Origin of the sequence: Paenibacillus sp. FSL K6-2862 (assembly GCF_038005125.1) — a bacterium.
In the GTDB taxonomy this organism is placed as follows: Bacteria; Bacillota; Bacilli; order Paenibacillales; family Paenibacillaceae; genus Paenibacillus; species Paenibacillus illinoisensis_A.
The window spans coordinates 2,702,385-2,727,592 of record NZ_JBBOSN010000001.1; the positions used below are offsets into that span (position 1 = coordinate 2,702,385).

The window sequence follows — 25,208 nt, forward strand, 5'->3', positions numbered from 1 at the left end:
AAAGAATTCGTTTCATCCGGTAAGTCATAAACGTCAGCCATGTGTAATGATGAATATCAAGGATGACACATGACATTTGTCATGTGTGGAAAAGGTGTGGCTATTTTTTTGTTTACCCATTCAAAAATGATTCCAATCTAGAATCCTTTGCACATTTCGTGCAACAATTTGTATTATGTATACAAATTTTGCTGGCGACATGGTAGAATCTATCATTGTGAGTGCATATGACAACTTATGAGCCTGATGGATAGGTTGATTTCTGAAGGATTGGAAGGAATACATGATGAAGAAACGAATAACGGATATTTTATTTATTATGGCGGGTGCATTTTTATTTGCCTTGGCGGTGAATCTGTTCGTCATTCCAAATGATCTTGCTGAGGGTGGCGTAACGGGGATCACCATTATTTTGTATTATCTGTTCGAATGGTCACCAGGTTTAATGAATTTGATTCTGAACGGGATTTTGTTAATTGTGGGTTACCGGTTTCTGGACAAGACCACAACGGTATACACCATTATTGCAGTGGTATTCAATTCCTTGTTCCTGCATCTGACCGAGAGCTGGACAATTGATTCGCATGAGCTGTGGATTAATACGATTTTTGGGGGATTGTTTGCCGGTCTGGGAATTGGTTTGATTGTGAGAGTTGGCGGCACAACCGCGGGAACCGTCATCTTGGCGAGACTCGCCAATAAGTATCTGGATTGGAACATCAGCTATGGACTTCTGTTTTTTGATCTGATCGTGGCGTTCTCCTCTTTCTTCATAATCGGGGCACAGGGACTCATGTGTACGATTGTCATGCTGTTTGTTGGAACCAAAACGATGGAGTTTATTATAGAAGGGTTGAATCCGAAAAAGGCGGTTACCATCATCTCGACAAAGCAGGATGCGATTGCGAAGCAGGTCATCGAGAAAATGGATCGCGGTGTAACGGTTCTGTCGGGCCATGGTTACTATACGAAAACATCGAAAGAAATTCTCTATATTGTCATTAGCAAACAGGAAGTTCCCATGTTGAAGAAGATTGTACGTGCTGAGGATGAGATCGCGTTTATCACGATTCACGATGTTCGTGACGTGTTCGGTGAAGGATTTATCGAACTATCCAAAACCTAATATATAAGGAAGTAAAACCGGAGGCACGATGCCCCCGGTTTTTTTGGTACTAAGAAAGCCCTTCTCCATCGAGAAGGGCTGAAGATTATTATTAATGATGATTTCTTTTTCTGATTACACCATATTTAACAGTAACATGACAGTGCTTTTTAACCTTGGTGGGAACATATTTGATTTTAGTTACACAAGTTTTGGTAATCTTTTTGTAATAGCATTTCGTTACGGGTGGATGACATCTATGCTTCTTTCTATTCATTTCGACCCCTCCTGACTAGTGATAGTTCATTCTATGTAAGGGTCAACATTTCGGAAACATATAAACGTCTAAAAGAGTATAAAAAAGTTTACGAGAAATGTATGGCTCTAATTACCGTACATGTGTCTCTCAACTTCGGATAGAGCCACATTCACATCATCCTCTGAATTATCGATATAAACGACGGACGAAGCAGGCAGTGGCCAGGCCACTTGCTTGCGGGCAAGGGAAGCGGTGAAGGTATCCCAGTTAGCCAGCTTATATTCATCAAGAGGAGATTGTCTTGCCATGATCCGCTTGTGATACAATTCTTCGTTTGCCAAATAAATGTACGCTACGCGAACATCCGTATCTTCCAGTGAACGTCCGATTCGGCTGAGCTCTTGCTCAATCCAATTCGTTGTTTCGGTTTCTTTGGTAAACGGTCCGACGACCACGGTATCGATTCCTAATTGAACGTTATCCAGTGCCGCATCCATTGTGATGCGATATCCCAGATCACGACATAAGTGTTTGTATTCAGGTGAATCCCGGTCAGATGGATCAAGTCCCTGAAGCGTCATGATTGCCTCGGCTGCCGGGCGGAGCAGGATATCCATATCGAAGAAGGCTGCCTTATATTTGCGGGAAAGGGCTTTGGCCAGGGTCGTTTTGCCGCTGCCGGCACCGCCGAGAAAGAAAATCAGTTTACTCATGAGAGTCACCCTCCTTAATAGGGTTATTTTATCACAAAGCAGATCGAAACGATGGATAGACAGAAAAGGAAGAATAAGGTAGTATGATACCTAGATTAACAATGCATAGGTTTCCGATGTAACTACTTGAATGACAGGAAGGAGGAGAATTCATATGAATGTAAACAAACAAATGATTAAAGGAAGTACAGAAACTCTAATTTTGACTTTATTGCACAATCAGCCACTTTACGGTTATGAATTGATCAAGGAACTTCACCGTCAATCGGAAGGTGTATTTAATTTGAAAGAAGGCACATTATACCCTATCCTCCATGCCATGGAGATTGAAGGTTGGGTTGAATCCTATTGGATGGAGGTAGACGGCCGAAAACGTAAATACTATTCCATTCGCGACAAGGGCGTGGAGGCCTTACAGCACAAAAAAAACGAGTGGTTTTTATTCCGACGTGCTGTGGATCGTGTACTTGGGGAGGGAGGCTTAACATGACGGATCAACATGATAAGATTAAACGTTATCTAGACGAGATGTGCAGTCAAGTCAAAGCTCGTGAAGTACATACCGATCTGCGCGATGAATTGGGAAACCACATAAGAGAAATGATGCTGGACAAGGAAGAGGAGGGTTTAACTCAGGAAGAGGCTGCCGAGTATGCCATAGAGCAAATGGGTGATCCCACAGCAGTAGGCAAAAGCATGCATAAGCTGCATCGTCATCGGATGCATTGGGGGCTGATAATCGGATTGATCAGTTTAGCCATCGTCAGCCTGTTTCTGATGTGGATTTTTACAACCAATGTCACAAATACAATGTACCAATCCCTGTATAACAATCATGTGGTTTACACCGTCATGGGGATAATGTTAATGTCATTCTTTATGTTCTTCGATTATCGCAAATGGAGAAAAGCTGCTTGGTGGATATATATCCTGCTTAATACCATGTTAATGATCAATACAATGATATCCTCAAGTATCAATGGGATTTACAGATACTATAACGCTTATGGATTTGTATTAGATCTGACCACAGCTGCAATGTGGATATTACCACTTGCCATTGGTGCTATTTTGATGGATAAGCTTCGTTCCCATTTTGGTGTGCAAACCATATTATCCTATATAGCGATGGTGGCGTTATCGGCAGCTTTGTTGTTTCATATATCGGATTGGGTACGCCTTGTAATGTTCGGGATCATTTCACTAGTATTATTTGGTTGGATCACGCGTAAATGGCTCTATACAGTCATAGCAACAGTTATAACTGCATGTATCGGATTTTTGTTGTTGCTCACAACGGATTCTTACCATCGTTTGGAAAGATTCTCGGTTGTGTTCAATCTTGATGATGACCGAATGGGAAATGGCTACTACAACCTTTCAATCATGAACATCCTTCAATCAGCTGGATGGTGGGGAAATGGACTTGATACAGCATTTGACAGGTTTAAAACGAGTTATTTTGATTACCCAGGTGTGCTGCTCATCGATGTGTTTGGCTGGGCAGCCGGAATAGGACTATTGGTGGCTATCATCTGGTTTGTTGCAAGTATGGTAAATACGCTCCCTCGCATTCGGGATGACTTTGGTCGGATGATTATCGTCATTATTACGTCCATGTTTGCACTGCAAATGGTTTATTCGCTGGCAATGACCACTGGTAGAGTTCCGATTTTAAGTGTGGTCTTTCCTTTTATAGGATACGGCAACCATCTCATCTTTGATTATGCCATGATCGGATTGCTTCTTGGGGTGTATCGCCGCAAAGACACCGTTTCGCTAAGGAATGAGAAGAGCCACCAGACAGCAACACCAATACAATGAGCAGTCTATTATCGTTCACACATTAACTGAATGTAACTTGTCTTTCAATCTTCTAACACTTTACTTCCAGATGGAAACCAGATATGGCGCAAGTTGACCCAGCCTTGACTATTAAACGAAAGCCCGCGCACGGAAGGCAGATAGGCGGTTTCCACAGGTTTCTCAGATAAATGAAACATCAAATGATGATCCAGCAAAAACTGTTCAATCCGCTCAAGGCCTGCAATTCGATCTGTCATTAATGGTGACTCGATAACGGTTTTCAGCATCATCTGCACACGCAATTGTATGGATTCATCCAGATGCTCCGACAGGGTAAGATAGAGGTCTGTCCTCCGCAATTCTTCATCCTGGTCCCGGATCAGGGAGAATAATATGAGATCGGACTCCAGCCGCAGTTGACCTTTGAATTGTTCCATCGTTGCCGTATGAATCTTGCAAGCATATCCGCATTGTTCCAGTTTGGCTGCGATGAGAGCAGCATCCTTGCGATATTGTGGAATGGTAGCCAGCTGTAAGGGAATCGACTGATCCTTGACCAAGGGATTATCAGAGGATTGGATCACGCCAGTAATGCATTCGTATAGATGAGTTCGTATAGCCGGATCGCTTAGCGGTCCGGTTTTTTGCGTGTTACAAGTGAGCAGCTTATTCACCATGACACCCGCACTAATTTGTGTCCAGTCCGCACCCTTAGCGGCAGCCGGATTCGGAACAAGGTGGAAGAAAGGTGTTTCCGCTTCGGCATGTTCTCCCCATTCGGTCTCGGCACTCCAAGGAATCTGCAGAATATCCACCCGGTCCAGATGGGCTCTTCCTTGAAAATAGGCCGGGAATGCTTCCAGTCTGCACAGGTGTTCATCCCATAACGTCACCTTGAAGGGGCCTGTTCCTACAGGCTTTTGCAAGGACGTGGATTCAACTGACTTGTCGTCGCCAGGCTTCGTGATGCTGTCCGAAGGGACTATGGCTGCACGGCTTGTGGCTAGAAAGGACAGAAATAATTCATGCGGTGCTTTAAGACGGAAAACTACGGTGAGCGAATTCAGGGCTTCCACAGATAGAATCTGTCTGCTCACATCCCGATACAATGTACGTCGCTCTGTAGACTGCAACCTGGCAAATGTATGCACCACATCTTCTGCAGTCAATCGTCCTCCATTGTGAAACAGGACACCTTTGCGCAAATGAAAAAGCCAGGTTTTCCGATCTGGGCTAACATCCCAGGTGTGGGCAAGACATGGAATGATATCTCCTTGCTCATTACGCTGAACCAGCCCATCAAACACATGACTGGTGACAAAGGACTCGGCAAGTAGATTAATATACAGCGGATCAAGGGCATGAAGCTGCTGCTGCAGTGGCAGTCTCAACGTATCAATTCGCTCGTTATGCTCCCCTGCTTCTGTATGATGGCCCGAGTAACCGAGCAGCCAGTGGTTTAAATGCTCTCGCATCATGGTCGAGGTGGAGAAGGCGCGCACCTGTTCAGCGGCCTGATGCAATTCACGGCGATTGAGGGCTTGCATCATATATTCTGCTGCGATCTGTTCGGCTGGTACGAGCAGCGTGAGTGTTGACCTGCGACCTCGACCACGCTGGGAGATCCAGCGAATCCAATCGCAGGCCGCCATTTTTTTGACAATGGTAAGCGTATTTCGATGTGTGCAATCCAGCAGTTCTGCGAGCTCGGAGAGCGTAGCTTCATGCTCGGACATATCACCAAAGCGGTTATGAAGCAGCAAATATTGTTGATGCAGTTTCACGATTTCAAGCCTCCTTGGGAAAAGAGCTGTTGTTGCAACCGGACTAAAATAAGAAATTTTATCTCTTATAATTTCTCTTTATCTTCTTATTTTATCATCTAGAATAAAGTCTAGAAAGATAATGGAGGTTTTTCCCATGATTGAGAAAATACTGGCTTCACCGAATCGTGCTTTGATTACGCTGTTGTCTGCCTTGCTCCTGGCGGTTATTCATCAGTATTTGTTTTATGGAAGAGAGCCAGGCGTATCGTATCTGCTCTTTGTGCTTCTCTTTTATGCATTTATGTATGTGTTTGCGAGGGATCGAATCCGTACATTAACCCTGATTGACGCATGGATGGCTGCAGTCGTACTCATGCTCGCGCTAACCTTTTTACTTTTTGACAATGAACTGCTGCGTGTTCTCAATTTTCTGCTTGTCCCCGGTTTGATTATTTTACATATGACTTATTTGGCTGGACGTAAGCGGAAGCAGTGGTGGGATCTCCGAATCATCGGTACCTCCCTGGATCATTTGCTGCCACAATCGATTCGCCACTGGGGGACCATCGGGGGCATTGTGGTAAAAGCCGGGGGACGTGGGATGGAGAAGTCCCAGAAAGCAGTTCTGGTCAAAGTTCTCATTGGACTGGCCGCATCCTTCCCGATCCTGATTGTGGTGGTTGCATTGCTGACTTCCGCAGATGGCGTATTCAATCAATATTTGTCCGGTTTTCCGGAATGGTTGAACCATCTGACCCTAACACCTGGATTTCCGAGAATCCTCTGGATTTTCATAGGAGGCATTTTGCTGTTTAGTTATGTATGGGGATTCGTTCAACCTATGGAGTACGAAGCTGAGAAGAGGGAGAACGCCCATTGGAAAAATGCAAACTTGTTATCGCCTGCGGCAGTACATGTCTCCGATCATGACCATGCAGGCCAGAAGAATACGGAAACCGAATCGAGCAAGACGGTTGAACCCAAAACCCATACTCATTCCATCCCTACCGGCAGGGAGACGTTGAAGCTGGATCCCATCATCGTGGGCACTATGCTGTTTGTTATTAACTGTGTGTATGTACTGTTTGTATTTGTACAGTTTTCCTACCTGTTTGGTGCAGGGAGTGGGCATCTTCCCTCTGACCTGTCTTACGCAGAATATGCCCGCAGTGGCTTTGCCGAACTTGTGCTGGTCACCAGTATTAACTTTCTCATTTTGATTGTTGCACTCCAATGTACAAGACCGAGTGGGAGAACAGCTTCGATTATTCATCAGGTGCTTCTGCTTATTCTTGTGGGCTGCACAGCCATCATGCTGTATTCTGCGTTTATGCGTCTCCATCTGTACGAACAGGCATACGGGTACACGTATATTCGATTCTTGGTACATGCCTTTATGATTTTTCTGGCATTGCTGCTTCTCATCGCCGGTTTACGCATCCGATATACCTCCATTCCACTGCTTCGCTGGTACATTGTACTGTCACTTACAGCTTATGCAGCCGTCAATTATGTGGGTATGGATAACCGGATCGCCGAGCTGAACGTGGAACGTTACCATAAGACAGGTAACATTGATGTAGCTTATCTGGCGAATTTGTCAGCGGATGCAATTCCGCAGTTAAGAAAGTTTGCGCAAGAGGAATTTCCGGCACTGAAGGATCATCTATTGGAGCGTGAAGCTTACATGAATGAGAGAGAAAACAGCAGTTCCTGGCCTTCTTATAACGTGGCAAGACATAGGGCTGCGAAGGAATTGTCCAAATTGAGAACGGAATAGCGATTGATTGTAACATCTGAGCCTTGAATTTATGCAAAACGGATATGTAAGTGTTATAATATAAAAATGAACCTATAAAGGGGGTGAATCCCTTGTTTGAACTTCAGGAGTTATTACCTTATTTATTCTCAATAGGGCTTATTTTCACCGTGAGCTATGCCTACATTGCCCATCTGCACTGTGGATTGACAGAGTACTGGATGGAAGGCGGAGGCGGAGACGGCGTTGAACCCGGACTCCCTACACTGACGCTCGATGGAAAGCATAGACCTGAAGATTTAACCAGGATGATCAGACGTAGAGAAGCACCGGATGAAGATGAGCCAGATTGTATATCCTCGTTGGATACATTGAAACCTAATCAACGAGGAGGATATATATGGAACATAAGACAAGCAAGGGATTCACTTTTACATCTGGCAAGGGACGGATCTATGGGCTGATTGCCATTTTATTTGCAGTCATGCTTTTGGCCGGATGCAGTAACAATGTTTCGGAGATTAACGCTTCAACACCTGGATTCTTTAATCACTATATTGTATTTCCGCTGTCGTATCTGATTCAGCACATTGCAACCATCTTTGGTGGCAGTTACGGCGTCTCCATTATCGTGATTACTTTGGTCATTCGGCTTGCGCTGCTGCCTTTGATGATGCGGCAGGCCAAATCCCAGCAGGGTACCCGAGTGATCATGAATGCCATGAAGCCAGAGATGGATGCACTCAAGAAAAAATACGAGGGCAAGAATGACGCAGCAGATCGTCAGAAGCTTTCCCAAGAGACGATGGAGCTGTACAAAAAGCATAATTTTAATCCACTGAATATCGGCTGCTTGCCGCTGCTGATTCAGCTGCCAATCCTTTCGGGGATATATACGGCAATTCGGCTAACGCCAGAGCTGTCTTCACATTCTTTTTTGTGGTTCAAACTCGGGGCACCCGATTATGTGCTTGCTGTTGTGGTTGCAGTTATCTACCTGATTCAGGCAAAAGTTTCACAGGCCAATATGGCACCTGAGCAGCGAAAACAGTTTGCAATCATGGGGTACATTTCACCGCTGATGATGGCCTTTTTCTCTCTGACAGCACCTGCAGCCATGCCGCTCTATTGGACGGTTGGCGGTTCATTCCTTGTCCTTCAGACGTTATTGTTCCGTAAACTGTATCCGGTGGAGCATCCTCAGGAAACAGTAATCCTGCAGGAGAAGAAGATCAAACCAGCCAAAGGAACCAAACCCGCAAAATCATAGTTGTGACTTATCAACAAAAAACGCTATGAGAAGCGCAAGCTGGTTAGGTGTACTCAAGCGAATAGAACAAAAGAAGCGTAATCCTTAGATGGATTACGCTTCTTTTTTGTTCTCCGTCCTTCTTAAACGGCACGATCATCTTTAAGTTGGAAACGGGATACAAAATACCAAATGAGCTCCCGGCGTGAGTATACGCTTGTCTTGGCGAAAATGGATTTTAAATGATCCTGGACTGTATACGCGGATATATTCATCGCTGCAGCGATTTCTTTGGAAGAGTAGCTCCGGAGCACATAGCCCAGCAATTCCCGTTCACGCACAGATAAACCGTGACTCTCCGCAAGCAGGGGTAGCAAATCCTGCGGCATAGCCTGTTCAAGTCTGACGGCGATCTGATCCGGACCAGTCATCTGCTGCATGCGACTTGCGTGTAGCACAAGATATCGACCATCCAGTAGCTGTATGCAGACTTTGGAAGGTGACTTTGCGGACAACTCCGAAGATACAGCCGATGACAGCGTCTGGCTCAACAAATGAGAACTAACTGCGCGTACCGGACGAGGCAGAATGTCCGGGCCTACTAACTCAAGCCGCTGCAATTGGGTTAGCCAATATTGTGCTGAGTCATTGGATGACAATAACTGAAAGGTATCGGTTATCATTATAAGCCCCGGATCGGCTGGACTTCCTTGTTTGATCTCATCCATAAGTGACAGACTGGTCCTTTTCAACATCCTGGCTATGGAAGTGGTCCATTCTTCAATCCATTGCCCTTCCTCTTCCGAGAAGAAAGGCTGATCTGCCTTTCGATAGAGGGTGAGGTAACCCCAACACGTCTCGTCACAGATCAGGACTGCTCGAAGCTCATCCCTGAAACCAGCAGGCTGCAAGATCGAACGATATCGCAAACTTCGTTCGGGCATAGCATGGATGGATGCCTGTAGAAGGGCGATAGGCTTGTTGCTGCGAATCAAGTCTGCATATTTATGTACATCGTCTTCCGTATATTCGTTAATGAACAGCCGATCATGTATCGCTTCAATGCCGTCTTCTGTCACAGCACCGGTTGATAACAGGGTCTGTGGGTCCACTGTCGTGAAACAGTATGCATCATAGGGAACAACGGCGTGGATTGCTTTTAGTACGGCTTCCCTATAGGTACGGGAGGTCCAGGATCCTTTTTCGAGAGACGTTATGGATGTTCTGCCTTGCTCTAATGCTGACTTCATATCAGGTGTCTCCTCTCCCGCGGGGGTATCCCATTGTTCTGGGATTGTAGGCTCATCGTACTCTTTTATAATGAAATTAGATGAATCAGGAGTCAAGTTTAACATCAACACAGAAGGAGTGTGGCACCATGAACGCGGATCACTCATCCCTGATGAGCTGGAAGACAGCAGATGAAAATCGTTATGAACAATCCATTTCCCTGAAGATTCCGGGATATTCCCATATGCATGATCTGATGGAGAGGCTGCTGGCTGCATCATTAACGGATAACAACGAATCTAAGATACTCATTGCAGGTGCCGGAGGAGGGAAAGAGATTACATTGCTCGCTGATAGACACCCAGGGTGGACGTTCACCGGCGTTGATCCTTCCGGACCCATGCTTCAGTTAGCGAAGCGAAGGGTTGCTGAAGCAGGATTAGGTCCAAGAGTGAAACTGGAAGGCATAACGGTGGAAGAACTGCCACTGGATGAGTTATACGAAGGGGCAACAAGCATGCTGATGCTGCATTTCCTTCAGGGTATGGAGGCGAAGAGGAAATTTATGACCAGTCTCGCTGCGAGGCTTAAATCCGGAGCACCGCTGCTTCTTGCCGCCGTCAACGCTGATCTGAGTTCACCTGCCCATAAGGTCATGATGAACGCATGGAGGGACCACATGTTAAGTGCGGGAATAACACGGGAAGAATGGGATCGGTTTGCGGCATCCCTGGGAAGGGAGTCTGATCCGATCTCGTCTGAGCAGACCGTGGCGCTGCTCTCTGAATGTGGTTTTACTCATATTACACGCTATTTTGGAGCATTTTGGGTGGAGGGTTATTATGCAATTCGAATCTAATGTTAAGGTGGCAAATAAAGACCAAATCTGGGTCGTAGGCGGCTATGGTCAAGTAGGACAAATGATATGCACCCAGCTAGGGCAGTTGTTCCCGGGTAAGGTGTGGGCAGCTGGAACTCGGATGAATCGAGCGGAGGAATTCAGTCGCACTACAGGAGGGACTGTGAAGCCGCTGCAGCTGGATGTGAGACAAGCTATCGATGCAGTCATGCTGGAATCAGTTAAGCTGGTCATCATGTGTGTCGATCAATCGGATACGAGGTTTGTGGAGGCATGCGCACAATCAGGAACGGATTATATGGATATCTCGGCCAAGGTGGATTTTCTTGCTCAAGTGGAAACATTACATAAGAAAATGCAGCATCACAAGGCAACAGCCATGCTGAGTGTGGGCCTGTCACCTGGCGTGACGAATCTGCTTGTACGTGAAGCTGTTGCTCAACTGAATCAGGTGGATGAGGCAGAAATTACCATCATGCTGGGACTGGGGGAGAAGCACGGAAAGGCAGCGGTGGAGTGGACTGTTGATCAGATGAATGCGACTTATACTGTGATGAAGGATGGTAAGCCAACCGAGGTAAGGAGTTTCCAGGATGGCAAATGGATTGATTTTGGACCAAAGTTGGGACGCAGAAAGGCATATCGGTTTAACTTTTCGGATCAACATGCGGTTGCCCGCACGCTGCGTATTCCAACCGTGTCTACTCGCCTATGCCTGGATTCCCGCTGGATTACAAGATCCATGGCGATTACAAAGAGAGCAGGGGTGTTCAGCTTGCTGCGTTACCCTTCCATTCGAAGCGGAACGGTCAAGGCATTCGGTCTCATTCCCGGCGGAGAAGAGATGTTTGCAGTCAAGGTAGATGTAGCTGGATGGAAACAAGGCAAGCCGGTTCGAGTTGAGCACTTGCTAGTAGGTGAGCGTGAAGCCGATGCGACGGCCGCAGTGGCTGCTGCAGTTGCAGAGCGAATGTACCATACTGAACTGCCCCACGGCGTCTTCCATATTGAACAATGTCTCACCCTGCAAGATGTTCAGCAAGCGCTCCCATCTCTGCTGAATGTCGTAACCGTGATCAAGTGAGTATTTTGGATAAACCCCATAAGTCCGCTCCAATCTTCAATGTTATAGATCGAAATTCAAGTTGATTATTTTGGCTCACCTCTCCAATCTGCTATGATGGAACCAGAATCCTGACAAGAGCGGAGGGGGATCATGACCTGTATTGCAGTACTGCCATACTATAAAGTACAGAGGGAAGTGACAGGTCTCGCGCAAGAGATCAAGTCGAACGAACGATCCATGATCCTGTACTCGGACAAAATAGTAACGAAATATCGCGAGTTTCATATCAAGGATGTATTCGACATGTCCTTTCGAAGAATGGGCAATGAGGGGGGATTTTTCTACCTCCATACAAGTACAGGGGTATATCCTTACATGGTCAAAATAGACCCTAAACCTTTCATCCAAAGTTATCGAAAGATAACGATGCCGAAATATTCATGACTTGACCTTTCCGTTACGTGAAGGCTTATCTTTTGGATCTGAGCTATTTATTTGAATCCAGAGGAGCTGTGAAACGTATGGGCATATTGATTCAGCAAGCGATGATTCTATCCATGAAAGACGGAGAGGCCCCCTTCCTGGGGGATATTCGTATTGAAGGAGACCGGATTGCGGAGATCTCGCATCACCTTGCCGCCAATCCGGGTGACGACATCATGAACGGAAAAAACATGCTTGCCATGCCGGGTCTGATTAATGCACATCAGCATTCCCCAATGAGTTTGCTTCGCGCGTTTTCGGATGATCTGAGGTTAATGGATTGGCTGGACCGCAAAATGCTGCCTGCTGAAGCACAAATGACGCCTGAAGACATCTATTGGGGAGCCCAATTGTCCATGGCCGAGATGATTCGATCGGGTACCACAGCCTATGCAGATATGTATATCCACATGAATGAGATCGCTGAAGCCGTATCCAAAACGGGCATGCGTGCATCTCTCACGCGCGGAATGGTATTCATGGAGGATGACGGAGGCCGTAGGATGCAGGAAGCCATTGATCTCGTTCAACGCTGGTCAGGCAAGGCGGATGGAAGGATTACAACGATGTATGGGCCACACTCGCCATACACCTGTCCCATGGAACCGCTAATGGAGGTTATTGCCCTGGCTGAACAGGATGATATACCTCTTCATATCCATCTGGCCGAAACGAAGGAAGAAGTCGCGAAGATTCGCGAACGTTACGGTATGACCCCAACGCAATACCTTGAGGAAGCAGGTATGTTCGAGAACGCACATGTGCTGCTTGCCCATGGAGTGCATCTCAATCGCAGAGATATCGGCAGGCTAAAAGGCATGCGTGGAGGCATAGCCCACAATCCGGTCAGCAATCTGAAGCTGGGTTGCGGCATTGCTCCAATCACGGACATGATTGCACAGGAGATCCAAGTCGGACTCGGAACAGATGGAGCTGGTAGTGCGACGACTCTAGATATGTTCGAAGAGATCAAAGCTGCAACATGGCTGCAAAAGCTCGATTACGGAGATCCGACTCGCTTGCCGGCAAAACAAGTGCTGCAGATGGCGACTCGGGGCAGCGCGGGTCTGCTTAAGCTTGAGGAGGATGTAGGTATGCTGGAGGCAGGGCGCAAGGCGGATCTGATTCTGATCGATCTCGAGAAGCCCCATCTTCAGCCTGTACATGACGTGGAATCTCTACTTGCATACAGCGTAAATGGTGCGGACGTCGATACGACGATTGTAAACGGACAGGTTCTAATGAGAGGCAGGAAGCTCTTAACGATCGATGAGGATGAACTTTATCGTGAGGTGAAAGTTAGAGCGAAGCGGATTGTTGAGGGAATTTAATATTCTCTTTCGTATGAGGGATAAGGAGGCCAGCTTGGAACCGAGGTTCTTAGCTGGCCTAATTGCATATACACGGAAGTGTAATGTTCGGGAGCCCCATCTTTAACCTTAGTCAGTGAGGTTAATATATATTTTTTGTTTACTAGCAGATCATTTGATAAAATAGAAGAGACGTGAAGAGTGAGTCTTTTAGAATGAAGTAGATTAGGACGTGGACTCAGGCGGTTGGTTCAAAATTCTTGTTTGCGCGTCCATGTGAATATATGAACATAAATATATATTATATCAAAAGAATGGAGCCATCCCATGAAATATCGCAATATGGAAGATTGCATCAACGATCTGGAGCAGCATGGACATCTGATCCGGATTAAGGAAGAAGTAGACCCGAATCTGGAAATGGCCGCAATACATATGAAAGTGCACGAGGCGAAAGGCCCGGCGCTGTTGTTTGAAAATGTAAAAGGCTCGAAGTTCCAGGCGGTATCCAATCTGTTTGGCACGCTCGAACGCTGCAAATTCATGTTCCGTAACACGCTCGAAGGCGTACAACGGGTCATGGCCGTACGGGACGATCCGATGAAGGCGCTCAAGACGCCATTGCAGCACATCAGCACAGGTCTAGCAGCGTGGCAGGCGCTGCCCAAACAGAAGTCGATCAGTCTGCCCGTGTCGGCTCAGGAAATTCAAATCTCGGATCTGCCGCTGATCAAGCATTGGCCTATGGATGGGGGGGCCTTTGTAACGTTGCCGCAGGTATATTCGGAGGACCCGGATAAACCAGGGATCATGAACTCCAATCTGGGTATGTACCGTGTCCAGCTGAGCGGCAATGATTATGCAATGAACAAGGAAATTGGGCTCCACTATCAGATTCATCGTGGTATCGGTATACACCAGGCGAAGGCTGTCAAAAAGGGAGAGCCGCTGAAAGTCAGTATTTTTATCGGTGGTCCTCCAGCTCATACCCTGTCTGCGGTGATGCCTTTGCCTGAAGGTCTCAGTGAACTGACCTTCGCCGGTCTGCTCGCTGGACGTCGTTTCCGTTATAGCTACAAGGATGGATACTGTATTAGCAATGACGCTGATTTTGTCATTACCGGAGATATTTATCCAGGTGAAACGAAACCGGAAGGACCGTTTGGTGATCATCTGGGCTATTACAGTTTGACGCATGAGTTCCCGCTGATGAAAGTGCACAAAGTGTATGCGAAGCCTAATGCAATCTGGCCATTTACGGTAGTCGGTCGTCCTCCACAGGAGGATACGGCATTTGGTGATCTAATCCATGAAATTACGGGCGATGCGATCAAACAGGAGATTCCGGGTGTCAAAGAAGTACATGCTGTAGACGCTGCCGGGGTGCACCCTCTTTTATTTGCAATCGGAAGTGAGCGTTACACGCCATATCAGACGGTGAAGCAGCCGACAGAATTGTTGACCATTGCAAACCGTATTCTGGGTACGGGGCAGCTTAGTCTGGCCAAGTATCTGTTTATTACAGCTGAGGATCAGCAGCCGCTGGATACCCACCGCGAAGTGGAATTCCTGACCTATATTCTGGAGCGCATGAATTTGCAGCGGGATATCCATTTTCATACCAATACAACCATCGATACACTGGATTACTCAGGAACCGGGTTAAATACCGGTAGTAAGGTCGTTTTTGCAGCCTACGGCGAGAAGATTCGGGAGCTGTGCACAGAAGTGCCGGATACCTTGAAAAATATTCGTGGTTATACAAATGCACAGCTGATTATGCCGGGGATCGTATCGATTCAAACGTCAGCTTTTACGAGTTATGAAGAGACGGCGCGGGAAATGCAGCAATTTACGGATATGCTGAAGGAACAAGGAGGACTTGATTCCTGTCCATTGATCATTCTGTGCGATGACAGCTCTTTCCTGAGTGCAAGCCTCAGCAACTTCTTATGGGCTACATTTACGCGCAGCAATCCATCACACGACATGTATGGGGTAAACAGCAGCTATACGCATAAGCACTGGGGCTGCGATCAGATGATTATTGATGCCCGGGTGAAGCCGCATCAGGCACCACCGCTTATACCTGATCCTGCGGTTGAGAAAAGCATCGAACGTTTATTCGTCAGTGGAGCCAGTCTGGCATCAGTCAAAATTTAGCTCAATAGGGAAGGGCCCAAACAGAAGTTTGGGCTCTTTATATTTCTCCATTCCAAAGAAAGGTAACATTCCATGTTCCTTATTTGGCAAAACCGGGATTATTTTAGAAGTATGAATGAGAAGAAAGTCTTACTCGTTCGTATTTCCTTTTGCGATTAAGGTCGTTTGAACTATGCAGAAAATCAAGAAAATGAACGATATAAAGAAGTATAGGTATTTTGGGGACCCAATCCAACGGGTACTGTTACTATAATGAATTGTTCAGGGGGAATACCGATTGAGAATCCATATTATGAACCTGCAAGACGGAGACCGTCTGACTGCGGATACATTTAGCGATGCGGGGTTGCACATTCTCGGGAAAGGGACTGTAATCAAAAGTGAGGATATTTCCTTGCTCATGCAGCACCGTGTGGACTATGTAGATATTGAATCACGTGAAGAAGAAATAACAGAAGCTGAGTTTTTTGCCGCTGCAGCCAAATTTGCAGCCGGTTCGAGTATGGCAGCTGGTTCGAGTATTAAGGAAGAACCGCCTGAAGAAGAAATGAAATCCCAATTTAAACAGACTGTACATAATTACCAAAATGCATTTCTTGAAGCACTTACTGTGGGTAAATTTAATGCTACCATGGTGGACGATGCACTGCAGCCAATGGTGGATGGACTGGATGAGCAAAAGGATGTCGTACATCTCCTGATGATGCTGGAACGTGATGATGTAAACAACTACACACACTCCATTCAGGTTGGATTGCTGTCCTTCTATATTGCCAGCTGGATGGGTTATTCTCAGAAGGAAAGCTATCAGATCAGCCGCGGCGGCTATCTGCATGATATAGGCAAATGCAGAGTGTCCCATCGGATTCGTAACAAAGTGGAACCATTGACGGCGGATGAACAGCTTGAATTGCAGCGTCATTCCATTTATGGTCATGATATCATCAAAAGTTCCATGACAGATGAGGCTACTGCGCTTGTAGCTCTTCAGCACCATGAACGTGAAGATGGCTCGGGGTATCCGATGCAAATAGATAAAAATGAAATCCATCCATACACGCAGATCGTGTCAGTGGCAGACGTATACATCGGCATGAGATCCGGTATTCACGGTGGAAGCAATCCGAACCTGATCAACAATCTGCGTGACATCTATTCGATGGGATTTGGCAAGCTGAATGAAAAGCCGGTTCAGGCCCTGATGCAGCACCTTCTTCCGAACTTTATCGGCAAGCAAGTTCTTCTGAGCAATGGTGAAAAAGGGGTAATCATCATGAATAATACGTCAGACATCTTCAATCCGCTGGTCAAGGTCGAGTCCGAGCAGTATCGTGACTTGTCCAAAGAACGCAGCATTGCTATTAAAGAACTGATTATTTAAGGTTATAAAAGTTTAGAGTAAAAACAGGTCTCCTGCATAATGACAGGGGACCTGTTTTTGTGTAACGGCCTTTGGTGCATTGTTCTCGAAGGAGAGCAAGCGTATACTGGGTACAAAATCCATTGTACCTGAGGAGCGATAAACCTTGATTGAAGTGGTCACCGAAATGACAATACGTGCTCCAATTGAAAAATGTTTTGATTATGCCCGGGATATTGATGTTCATACACAGACGGTATGGAGACATACACGGGAACGAGCTGTTTCGGGCGTGACCTCTGGCAGAATAGGTGCCGGCGACACGGTGACGTTTCAAGCAACTCATTTTGGCATAAGGCAGAAACTGACTTCCCGTATCGTGCAATATGAACGTCCGCATGTGTTTGTCGATCAGATGGTAAAAGGGGCATTCCGGAGTATGCGTCACGAACATCATTTCAGCAGGATCGATGACCAAACCACTTGCATGAGGGACATGCTGAAATTTGAAGCACCACTCGGTGTGTTGGGAAGACTGGCCGAGCGGCTCGTCTTGAAGAATTATATGCATGCATTTATCCAAAGCCGCAACACGAAGCTGAAAGCCATGCTGGAACAGTTGAATGAATAGGTATGACAACAATTACTTATTAAGGAGTGATGAGTGATGGATAACGAATATTTTGTTGGTTGGGGCACCCTTGCGTTAATTAATGCCGGACTTGCTCAAGGGAAAAACAGAAGTGGGCTTAACTGGTTTCTGATTTCCCTCTTGTGTGGTCCGCTAGCCACGCTGTTCATCGTTGTATGGAATAAGTTAGAAAAATAATTCAGTTTCCTTTATGTGTTGGAGCACATGAGGAATGGATCACATTCCGTTGTAAGTAACAGTCAACAGCCCAGAACAGAAATCCTGCTGCACTTACACCTGCTCCCAACCAGCATACGCCCTTCCATCCTGCCCAGGCGTACATCATAGTCGAAGCAATAGATCCGGCTGCACTGCCCACCGAGTAAAATATCATGTATGCAGCAGTAAGACGGCTCTGTGCTTCAGGACGAACCTGATAGATTAGGCTCTGGTTGGTGACGTGGACTGCCTGTACAGCGAGGTCGAGAACGATGACGCCAACAATCAGAAACCATAACGATTGATGAACGAAGCTGATCAGCAGCCAGGACAGGAGGAGAAGCAGAAGAGCGAATCCAGTTGTGTGCTGTCCAAGACCCCGATCAGCGAGTTTGCCGGCGCGGGCAGCAGCCAGTGCACCTGCGGCACCTGCCAAACCAAAAGCACCGATGGCGGTATGGGACAACGAGAATGGAGGTGCGCTGAGCGGAAGGACCATGGCAGTCCATAAAATGCTGAAAGCAGTAAAAATCAGCATGCCCAGCACGCCACGAATTCGGAGTATAGGCAGCTCCCGATACAGTTTTATTACCGAAATAAGCAATTGAGGATAATTTAATTTTGTTCGCTGAGGCTCATGCTTCGGCAGGAGAAGGAGCAGGGCAACTACTCCGAGCAATGTTAGCGATGCGGAGAACAGGTAAACCGACCTCCAGCCGATCCAATCATTCAGGGTGCCCGCAACCGTTCGAGCGAGCAATATGCCAATCACGATCCCGCTAGTCACGAGTCCTACAATCCGTCCGCGTTCCGAAGGAGCAGCGAGTGCTGCGGCAAAGGCAACGAGCGCTTGAGTATTAACAGCCAGTAATCCGACCAGTGCTATCGCTGTGAAAAAGATGGAACTAGATGGTGTGGTACCAACGACAAGCAGAGCCGCGACGGAGAAGAGCATCTGCACAATGATCAGTTTTCGTCTGTTAATCAGATCACCGAGAGGCACAAGAAAAAAGAGTCCAAGGGCATAACAGACTTGGGTCACTGTAATGATTACGCCGATATGTGAGTGGGAGATCCGGAAATCTCTGGCCATGGCATCCAAAAGGGGCTGAGCATAATAAATGCTGGCTACGGAAAGTCCGCTGCACAGAGCAAAGAGGAGCGCAACAAGTCGGGACATGCCAGCATGAGCTTTTGAAGATGGGTGTACCTGTTGAATCGGAGTATTCATGAGAGTCACCTTTCAAGAGTGGATTTTTGAATTTGTTTTATACTGATCAGTACATAATGATTCTGAATTAACATACTGTATATATCATCCAAATGTCAATTTTATATTTTAAAGTATTCGTATGTTATTTATTTCAATGATTTAGTGAAGGGTTAGAATTGACATCATGATGGATGATAGCTACGATATAGTATATCGATTGGTACATAAAAAGGAGAAAGAAAATGGTGAGACAACGGGAGTTTGATACCGATAAAGTGCTTGATGCAGCCATGCACATATTTTGGGATAAAGGATTTGAAGCCACTTCATTGACTGACCTGACATCCGCAATGGGTATTCAACGTCCCAGTTTGTATGCTGCCTTCGGGGACAAAAAAGAGTTATTTGAGACGGCGCTGCGCAGATATACCACCCTGCATGCCGCGCAAATTAGATCGAGCCTTCAGCATGAAGGGTCTGTAAAACAGGCATTTCGTGCGCTATTTGAGCACATTGGGGCGGAGGGGGATGTATCCAAGCCGAGCCACGGTTGTTTTTGTATTAATACGATGGTTGAACTGGCTCCGCACGATTCGAAATTCGCCGTTTTAACCCGGGAGCATCAGATGTATCTGGCAGTAATTTTTCAGGAGACGATCGAACGGGGGCAGCGGTCCGGAGAATTGTCCGGTGATCTAAATGCGAGTGCAGCTGCAAAATCTTTGGTTATTTCAATGATTGGACTTACTGTGTTAATGAAATCGGGGCCAGAGCGCTCGTTTGTAGAGCAAAGTATTGAGGCGGCGTTATTGATTATTGGAGGGGACTCGATATGATACAGCCCACCGAAACATTGTGGGAATGGTTTCATTCGGGTCGTCCCCTGGATCTGGGTGTCATTCAATCCTATTGCCGAGTTATTGCGAGGTATGGGGACCGGGAGGACGCAGCTGTCTTGCTCCAGTTATATTTGGAGCATCCGGAGGATTATCGATATGTACTGCTGCTGGAGGTCGTCATGCGTTGCGGTGATTTGGAGCTTGCCCGGCAGCTTCATCAATGTAGTTTTGTGAATGGAAAGCTAAAAGAGGAGGTTCCCGGAGACATTCTGCATGTCCTGGCTTACATGGGATATCAACTCAGCGCCGAATATCTGGTGGATTGTGTAATGACAGATGATTGGTATTTGTCCAAAGATGCTTGTTTGGCCTTGCTGCACATGCCTTGTGAGGATCAACATCAGCGATTGAAAGATAAATTTGAGCAAGTTTACGGAAATGCATTTTTCCCAGAGATCCTCCCTGCATTGTGTGCAAAATGGGCTCCAGCTGATAAGATGGTGCCCAAGCTTCTGGCATGGGGAGAACAGGCGTCAGTGGACTGCAATGGCGGGCTGGTGTGGGGTATTGCAATGTATGGAACATCCCAGAAGGAACATATTCGAAATGTGTTATGGAACCCGAATTGGGAACTGTACGGCAATGGAACAGGCAGTCATTGGTGGGCCTACATGGCCATGCCCATGGTTGGATTAACATTCTCGGATTTGATCAGAGATCTGAAGGACGAAGCTGGCTTAGCTACATTTACAGATAAAGTGAGTAGTGTGCAGACTTCCCAAGAAGGCTTAACAAGAAGTGTGGCTGCGGAGCATCGTTTTCACGTGTTCCATGACTTGCTGCAGTTAAAACTCGAATCCGTTTCACACCCGCTTAGCTATGTTAAGGAGAGCCAAGAATCAATGTTGAACCTGTACCATCAGCTGTTTAGCTGGAGTACACCACATGTGGATGATTCCATATTAAGTGTGATTGCGCAAGCACTCGGAATGGATCATGTATTGGTCGAACGGTATAATCAATTGAGATCCAGGATGGAGCTAATTGTCAGTCATGAAATTGAGCTGGATGCTTTGCGTTAAGAGTTGGGTGCACGTTAAACCCTGGTATCTTAAATCGATAGGAAAATATTGATTATATGAGACGATATGTAAAGTGAAACGTAAATATAGTAACATCCAATTCCGAGGAGGAATTTCATGGTACTTACTACATATTGGCGATTGTATCTTACTATTTTTTATGTCATAGGTGTATCGATAACGACTCTTGGTGGAGTAGGCATCATAACATTCAGTCTCCTCATGTTTGGAGTATTGGCTCTGGCCGCGATAGAAGCATCCCTCTTTACCAATGATCAGGGAAAATTAGATCGGTTTGTATTCAAAATTCGGGGGTTGTCAAAGATCACGATTGCGATTATAATAACGGCGCTAATTTTTAAAATGTTAATATGAATTGAAGAGGCGGAACTGACTTCCGGCTCTTTTTTATGTCTAAGGACATTGGGCAGACCGGTGTCGAATTGATACAATACGGGTAGGTGTAGGATACAACGCATTTTGAAGGAGGGGTACATCTTGCAAACGAAATTACGTTGCGCCATATTGGACGATTACCAGAACGTCGCCCTGTCATTGGCTGATTGGAATTCAGTCCAGGATCGGGTTGAGGTTCAGACCTTTAATCATTACATGGGCTCGGAAGAAAAGGTCATCCAGGAGCTGCAGGATGTGGATATCGTCATTCTGATGCGTGAGCGTACGCTGTTTCCTGAATCGGTTATATCCAGGCTTCCCAAGCTGAAGCTGCTGATTACAACTGGGATGCGAAATGCCTCAATTGATCTTAAGGCTGCGGAACGCCATGGAGTGACGGTGTGTGGGACAGAGGGCAGCTCCAATCCACCGACGGAACTAACCTGGGCACTTATCTTGGGACTGTCCAGGCAGTTGGTTACCGAAAATAATGCGCTGAAATCCAATCGCAACTGGCAGAGTACGGTCGGCATGGATTTGTACGGAAAGACGCTCGGGCTGCTCGGATTGGGCAAGATAGGTTCCCGGATGGCCGCGATTGCGAAGGCTTTTGGCATGAACGTCATGGCCTGGAGTCAGCATCTGACACCTGGACAAGCTGGAGAACAAGGCGTAATCTGGTGCGAAACAAAGGAAGAACTGCTGGAGCAAAGTGATATCGTGTCGATTCATCTGGTGCTAAGTGAACGTACTCGTCATCTGATTGGACAGGCTGAATTCCAGCGGATGAAAAAGACAGCATTGCTGATCAATACATCCCGTGCGGGAATTGTGGATCAGGGGGCTATGGTTGAGGCATTGCAAAATGGTCTGATCGCCGGGGCAGGACTTGATGTCTTTGAACAGGAGCCTTTGCCTGTTAATCATATCATGCGAACCTTACCTAACGTGCTGGCAACACCGCATTTGGGTTATGTGACCCGAGGGAATTATGAAATCTATTACAATCATGCGGTAGAAAACATCGAGATGTTTCTAAAAGGGAGCCCGATTAGACAGTTGATCGTGAAGTAATAACAAACGATGCCAGAGTGCTCGTCCGTTTTTATTAAATCGATACAGAACACAAAAAGGTGACCCTCAGGCCGTGATTAATGGCTGCGGGACACCTTTTTTGCTTGTAATTTTCATCATTTCATCCATCTATTGTGAGCCATTAGGAACGTGATGAAGAGGGACGAATCATCGCTACACTTGATTCACGTACGATAAGTCTGGGTTCAAACTGGATATGCTCATAGTCGGTAGTGCTCATCTCGCGGATTCGTTTGAGCAGTAATTCTGTCGCCAGCCTGGCAACCTCTTCGCCCATAATGGAAACCGAGCTGATCTGCGGGGACGAGACCGTAGTCCATTGATTATTATCGACCCCAACTACGGCGACATCTTCGGGTACACGTACACCCAATTCTTTGAACCGGTTAACCAATCCGATGGCTACCATGTCATTGATGGCGTAGACTGCGTCTGGCATATGGGTCAGTCCATGGAAGTAATCCGCAGCGTTGGCACCCGTGTTAAGGGAGAAATCTTCCCCGAAATAGACAAGCGAAATATCGACATGAGGCAGAGCTTGTTCATAAGCACGGTAACGCTCCTCAATGATGTCCTTTGGGGCACCCGCATAGGCAATTCGGGTTCGTCCAATTTTAATCAGGTGTTCCATCACAAGTTTTCCCTCGGGCTGAGATAGAGAGACGATATCTGCCTTCATGCCGGGTTCAAGCCTTTTGCCATAGTTAATCATGGAGATGGGAAGAGGAGCCTTATCGATCAAGCCTGGCAGCGTTTTGGGATAAGCGAGCGGCATGAATATGAGACCGTCCACATGCAGCTTTTTAATATTTCGAATGGTTTCCAGTTCGGTACGGGCATTCCCCGCCGTATTAATCTGCACCACGTGATAACCGTGCTGTTTGGCGGTTTGTTCCACAGACCAGGAGATCTCTGGAATGATGGCATTTCGTATATCCGGAACAACCAGGGCAATTTGGTGCGTCTGGCGTATTTTAAGACTCTGAGCGGATGTGTTGGGAACAAAACCGAGCTCTTCAATGGCCTGCATGACCTTATCTCTGGTTTTGCTGCTGATACCCTCAGAATTATTAATGGCTCTAGAAACGGTAGCAATTCCAACTCCCGCTAACTCCGCCACATCCTTGATGGTGACTTTTTGTTCTTTGCTCACGTTTGGGTAACCTCACTTCAACGGAAACGATTCCGAATCTATAGTAATTTCATCTTGAATTCATGTGTATACTCTGATTATAACACTTTTTGTAAGTCAATAGACTTTCCATGACCTATAACCGTAAGCAGGTTGCTAACTTATTCCAAACGTTCTTGAGCATATAATCTGTAAAACCTTTGGATACAGGCAATCACATCGGGTTTTATCATGCTGCATGTAAAGGCATAAAATTCATGAATTCGACTTATTTATGGGAAAATGTGTTTGACAGACTATCTAAACTGTGACATATTTAACTACGGAAACGTTTCCGGTTATATTCAAACCTATGATCTGGGAGATGAAATGAATGAAAGCATTACGTTGGCATGGAGTTAAAGATTTGCGTCTCGAACATATCGATGAACCTAGCCCGGCAAAGGGGAAAGTTAAAATAAAAGTAGAGTGGTGTGGAATTTGCGGCAGTGACCTGCATGAATACACCGCAGGACCGATTTTCATTCCTGCTCAAGCACCGCATCCGCTAACAGGCGAACAAGCACCTGTTGTGATGGGGCACGAGTTCTCGGGACAAGTCGTTGAAGTGGGTGAAGGGGTTACCCGTTATAAAGCTGGAGACCGTGTTGTCGTTGAACCTATCTATGCATGCGGACATTGTGAAGCCTGCAAACAGGGAAGATACAATCTGTGCGACCAGATGGGATTCCTCGGTCTCGCCGGAGGAGGCGGAGGTTTCTCCGAATACGTAACAGCTGAAGAGTATATGGTACACGCCATCCCTGACTCCATTTCCTACGAACAGGGAGCATTGGTGGAGCCGTCTGCGGTTGCGCTGCATGCTGTGCGTCAAAGCAAGCTGAAAGTAGGCGATACTGCAGCTGTATTTGGTGCGGGTCCAATCGGTCTGCTCGTTATTGAAGCATTGAAAGCTTCAGGCGCATCCGACATTTATGTGGTCGAGCTGTCCGAGGAACGCAAAGCGAAAGCCGAAGAGCTTGGCGCCATTGTTATTGATCCAACCCAGTACAATGTCGTGGAAGAGATTCATAGACGTACACACGGCGGCGTGAACGTTGCTTATGAAGTGACAGGTGTTCCACCTGTGCTGCAGCAGGCGATCGACTCGACACGTATTGGCGGAGAGCTGATGATCGTCAGCATTTTTGAGCAAGCGGCTCCGATTCTGCCTAACTCTATCGTCATGAAAGAACGTACAGTGAATGGTATTATTGGTTATCGTGATGTTTTCCCGGCCGTGATTAGTCTGATGGATAAAGGTTTCTTCCCGGCAGACAAGCTGGTGACCAAGCGTATTTCGCTGGATGAAGTGGTGGATCAAGGATTCGAAGCTCTACTGAAAGAGAAAAATCAGGTGAAAATCCTGGTCAAAGCCGAGTAGCAGCAACTCAGAAATCTTTTCTTTTAAAAAAACGAAGTCATTTTGACGAA

The 25,208-nt window shown here is 46.5% G+C and carries 23 protein-coding genes; 18 read left to right on the top strand and 5 right to left on the bottom strand.

The genetic code is table 11. The annotated features are described in order from the left end of the window. Window positions 1–286: 286 nt before the first annotated feature. Window positions 287–1,126: a YitT family protein gene (locus MHB82_RS12525; protein WP_341174804.1), complete on the top strand. Its 840-nt coding sequence runs from the start codon at window positions 287–289 to the stop codon at window positions 1,124–1,126. Window positions 1,127–1,489: 363 nt separating this feature from the next. On the opposite strand, the gene MHB82_RS12530 is transcribed toward MHB82_RS12525, so the two are convergent. Beyond that, window positions 1,490–2,077: an AAA family ATPase gene (locus tag MHB82_RS12530; RefSeq protein WP_341174805.1), complete on the bottom strand. Its 588-nt coding sequence runs from the start codon at window positions 2,075–2,077 to the stop codon at window positions 1,490–1,492. A gap of 154 nt (window positions 2,078–2,231) precedes the next feature. On the opposite strand from MHB82_RS12530, the gene MHB82_RS12535 reads away from it, so the two are divergent. Next, on the top strand, window positions 2,232–2,567 hold the full coding sequence (locus tag MHB82_RS12535) for a PadR family transcriptional regulator (RefSeq protein WP_095358420.1): 336 nt from the start codon (window positions 2,232–2,234) through the stop codon (window positions 2,565–2,567). After that, complete coding sequence (locus MHB82_RS12540; protein WP_341174806.1) at window positions 2,564–3,901, top strand: FtsW/RodA/SpoVE family cell cycle protein; 1,338 nt, start codon at window positions 2,564–2,566, stop codon at window positions 3,899–3,901. The genes MHB82_RS12535 and MHB82_RS12540 overlap by 4 nt, the downstream gene beginning before the upstream one ends. A 44-nt stretch (window positions 3,902–3,945) precedes the next feature. Here the strand turns inward: MHB82_RS12540 and MHB82_RS12545 are convergent, their stop codons facing one another. After that, complete coding sequence (locus MHB82_RS12545; RefSeq protein WP_341174807.1) at window positions 3,946–5,667, bottom strand: ABC transporter substrate-binding protein; 1,722 nt, start codon at window positions 5,665–5,667, stop codon at window positions 3,946–3,948. A gap of 136 nt (window positions 5,668–5,803) precedes the next feature. Here MHB82_RS12545 and MHB82_RS12550 point away from each other — a divergent pair, with 136 nt between their 5' ends. From MHB82_RS12550 to yidC, 3 genes are all read left to right on the top strand, one after another. Next, window positions 5,804–7,429 (top strand): DUF4153 domain-containing protein, encoded by a 1,626-nt coding sequence (locus MHB82_RS12550; protein ID WP_341174808.1) that lies wholly within the window; start codon window positions 5,804–5,806, stop codon window positions 7,427–7,429. A gap of 92 nt (window positions 7,430–7,521) precedes the next feature. After that, on the top strand, window positions 7,522–7,872 hold the full coding sequence (locus tag MHB82_RS12555) for a hypothetical protein (protein WP_176475996.1): 351 nt from the start codon (window positions 7,522–7,524) through the stop codon (window positions 7,870–7,872). After that, window positions 7,809–8,678 carry a membrane protein insertase YidC gene (yidC, locus tag MHB82_RS12560; protein WP_095287516.1) on the top strand — a complete coding sequence of 290 codons (870 nt, stop codon included), beginning with the start codon at window positions 7,809–7,811 and terminating at the stop codon, window positions 8,676–8,678. Before MHB82_RS12555 ends, yidC begins: the two co-directional genes overlap by 64 nt. Window positions 8,679–8,800: 122 nt before the next feature. Here yidC and MHB82_RS12565 read toward each other — a convergent pair whose 3' ends face one another. Beyond that, a complete protein-coding gene (locus tag MHB82_RS12565; RefSeq protein WP_341174809.1) occupies window positions 8,801–9,907 on the bottom strand; it encodes a helix-turn-helix transcriptional regulator in 1,107 nt (368 codons plus the stop codon). A 128-nt stretch (window positions 9,908–10,035) separates the two neighbouring features. Here MHB82_RS12565 and MHB82_RS12570 point away from each other — a divergent pair, with 128 nt between their 5' ends. From MHB82_RS12570 to MHB82_RS12605, 8 genes are all read left to right on the top strand, one after another. Further along, a complete protein-coding gene (locus MHB82_RS12570) occupies window positions 10,036–10,746 on the top strand; it encodes a class I SAM-dependent methyltransferase (RefSeq protein WP_341174810.1) in 711 nt (236 codons plus the stop codon). Beyond that, entirely contained in the window at window positions 10,730–11,830 is a 1,101-nt protein-coding gene (locus MHB82_RS12575) for a saccharopine dehydrogenase family protein (protein ID WP_341174811.1), read from the top strand. Before MHB82_RS12570 ends, MHB82_RS12575 begins: the two co-directional genes overlap by 17 nt. Window positions 11,831–11,962: 132 nt before the next feature. Further along, the gene (locus tag MHB82_RS12580) at window positions 11,963–12,256 is read left to right on the top strand and encodes a hypothetical protein (protein ID WP_341174812.1); all 294 of its coding nucleotides are present in this window, start codon (window positions 11,963–11,965) and stop codon (window positions 12,254–12,256) included. A gap of 77 nt (window positions 12,257–12,333) precedes the next feature. Continuing rightward, complete coding sequence (locus tag MHB82_RS12585; RefSeq protein ID WP_341174813.1) at window positions 12,334–13,626, top strand: amidohydrolase; 1,293 nt, start codon at window positions 12,334–12,336, stop codon at window positions 13,624–13,626. A gap of 306 nt (window positions 13,627–13,932) precedes the next feature. Next, window positions 13,933–15,768 (top strand): UbiD family decarboxylase, encoded by a 1,836-nt coding sequence (locus MHB82_RS12590; RefSeq protein WP_183520719.1) that lies wholly within the window; start codon window positions 13,933–13,935, stop codon window positions 15,766–15,768. 277 nt (window positions 15,769–16,045) lie between these two features. Further along, on the top strand, window positions 16,046–17,149 hold the full coding sequence (locus MHB82_RS12595; protein ID WP_341174814.1) for an HD-GYP domain-containing protein: 1,104 nt from the start codon (window positions 16,046–16,048) through the stop codon (window positions 17,147–17,149). A gap of 154 nt (window positions 17,150–17,303) precedes the next feature. Then, complete coding sequence (locus tag MHB82_RS12600; RefSeq protein WP_341176630.1) at window positions 17,304–17,759, top strand: SRPBCC family protein; 456 nt, start codon at window positions 17,304–17,306, stop codon at window positions 17,757–17,759. Between the two features lie 36 nt (window positions 17,760–17,795). Beyond that, a complete protein-coding gene (locus tag MHB82_RS12605) occupies window positions 17,796–17,957 on the top strand; it encodes a hypothetical protein (protein ID WP_167301695.1) in 162 nt (53 codons plus the stop codon). Between the two features lies 1 nt (window position 17,958). On the opposite strand, the gene MHB82_RS12610 is transcribed toward MHB82_RS12605, so the two are convergent. Beyond that, window positions 17,959–19,209, bottom strand: coding sequence for an MFS transporter (locus MHB82_RS12610; RefSeq protein ID WP_341174815.1), 1,251 nt, complete (start codon window positions 19,207–19,209; stop codon window positions 17,959–17,961). Window positions 19,210–19,433: 224 nt separating this feature from the next. Between MHB82_RS12610 and MHB82_RS12615 the strand changes: the two genes are divergently transcribed. The 3 genes from MHB82_RS12615 to MHB82_RS12625 all read left to right on the top strand — a co-directional run bounded on the left by MHB82_RS12615 (window position 19,434) and on the right by MHB82_RS12625 (window position 22,582). After that, entirely contained in the window at window positions 19,434–20,027 is a 594-nt protein-coding gene (locus MHB82_RS12615; RefSeq protein WP_341174816.1) for a TetR/AcrR family transcriptional regulator, read from the top strand. After that, window positions 20,024–21,112: a hypothetical protein gene (locus MHB82_RS12620; protein WP_341174817.1), complete on the top strand. Its 1,089-nt coding sequence runs from the start codon at window positions 20,024–20,026 to the stop codon at window positions 21,110–21,112. The genes MHB82_RS12615 and MHB82_RS12620 overlap by 4 nt, the downstream gene beginning before the upstream one ends. Window positions 21,113–21,610: 498 nt before the next feature. After that, the gene (locus MHB82_RS12625; RefSeq protein WP_341174818.1) at window positions 21,611–22,582 is read left to right on the top strand and encodes a D-2-hydroxyacid dehydrogenase family protein; all 972 of its coding nucleotides are present in this window, start codon (window positions 21,611–21,613) and stop codon (window positions 22,580–22,582) included. 142 nt (window positions 22,583–22,724) lie between these two features. Here the strand turns inward: MHB82_RS12625 and MHB82_RS12630 are convergent, their stop codons facing one another. Beyond that, entirely contained in the window at window positions 22,725–23,756 is a 1,032-nt protein-coding gene (locus tag MHB82_RS12630) for a LacI family DNA-binding transcriptional regulator (protein WP_095358403.1), read from the bottom strand. 352 nt (window positions 23,757–24,108) lie between these two features. Between MHB82_RS12630 and MHB82_RS12635 the strand changes: the two genes are divergently transcribed. Next, window positions 24,109–25,158, top strand: coding sequence for a 2,3-butanediol dehydrogenase (locus tag MHB82_RS12635; RefSeq protein ID WP_110822439.1), 1,050 nt, complete (start codon window positions 24,109–24,111; stop codon window positions 25,156–25,158). Window positions 25,159–25,208: the final 50 nt, after the last annotated feature.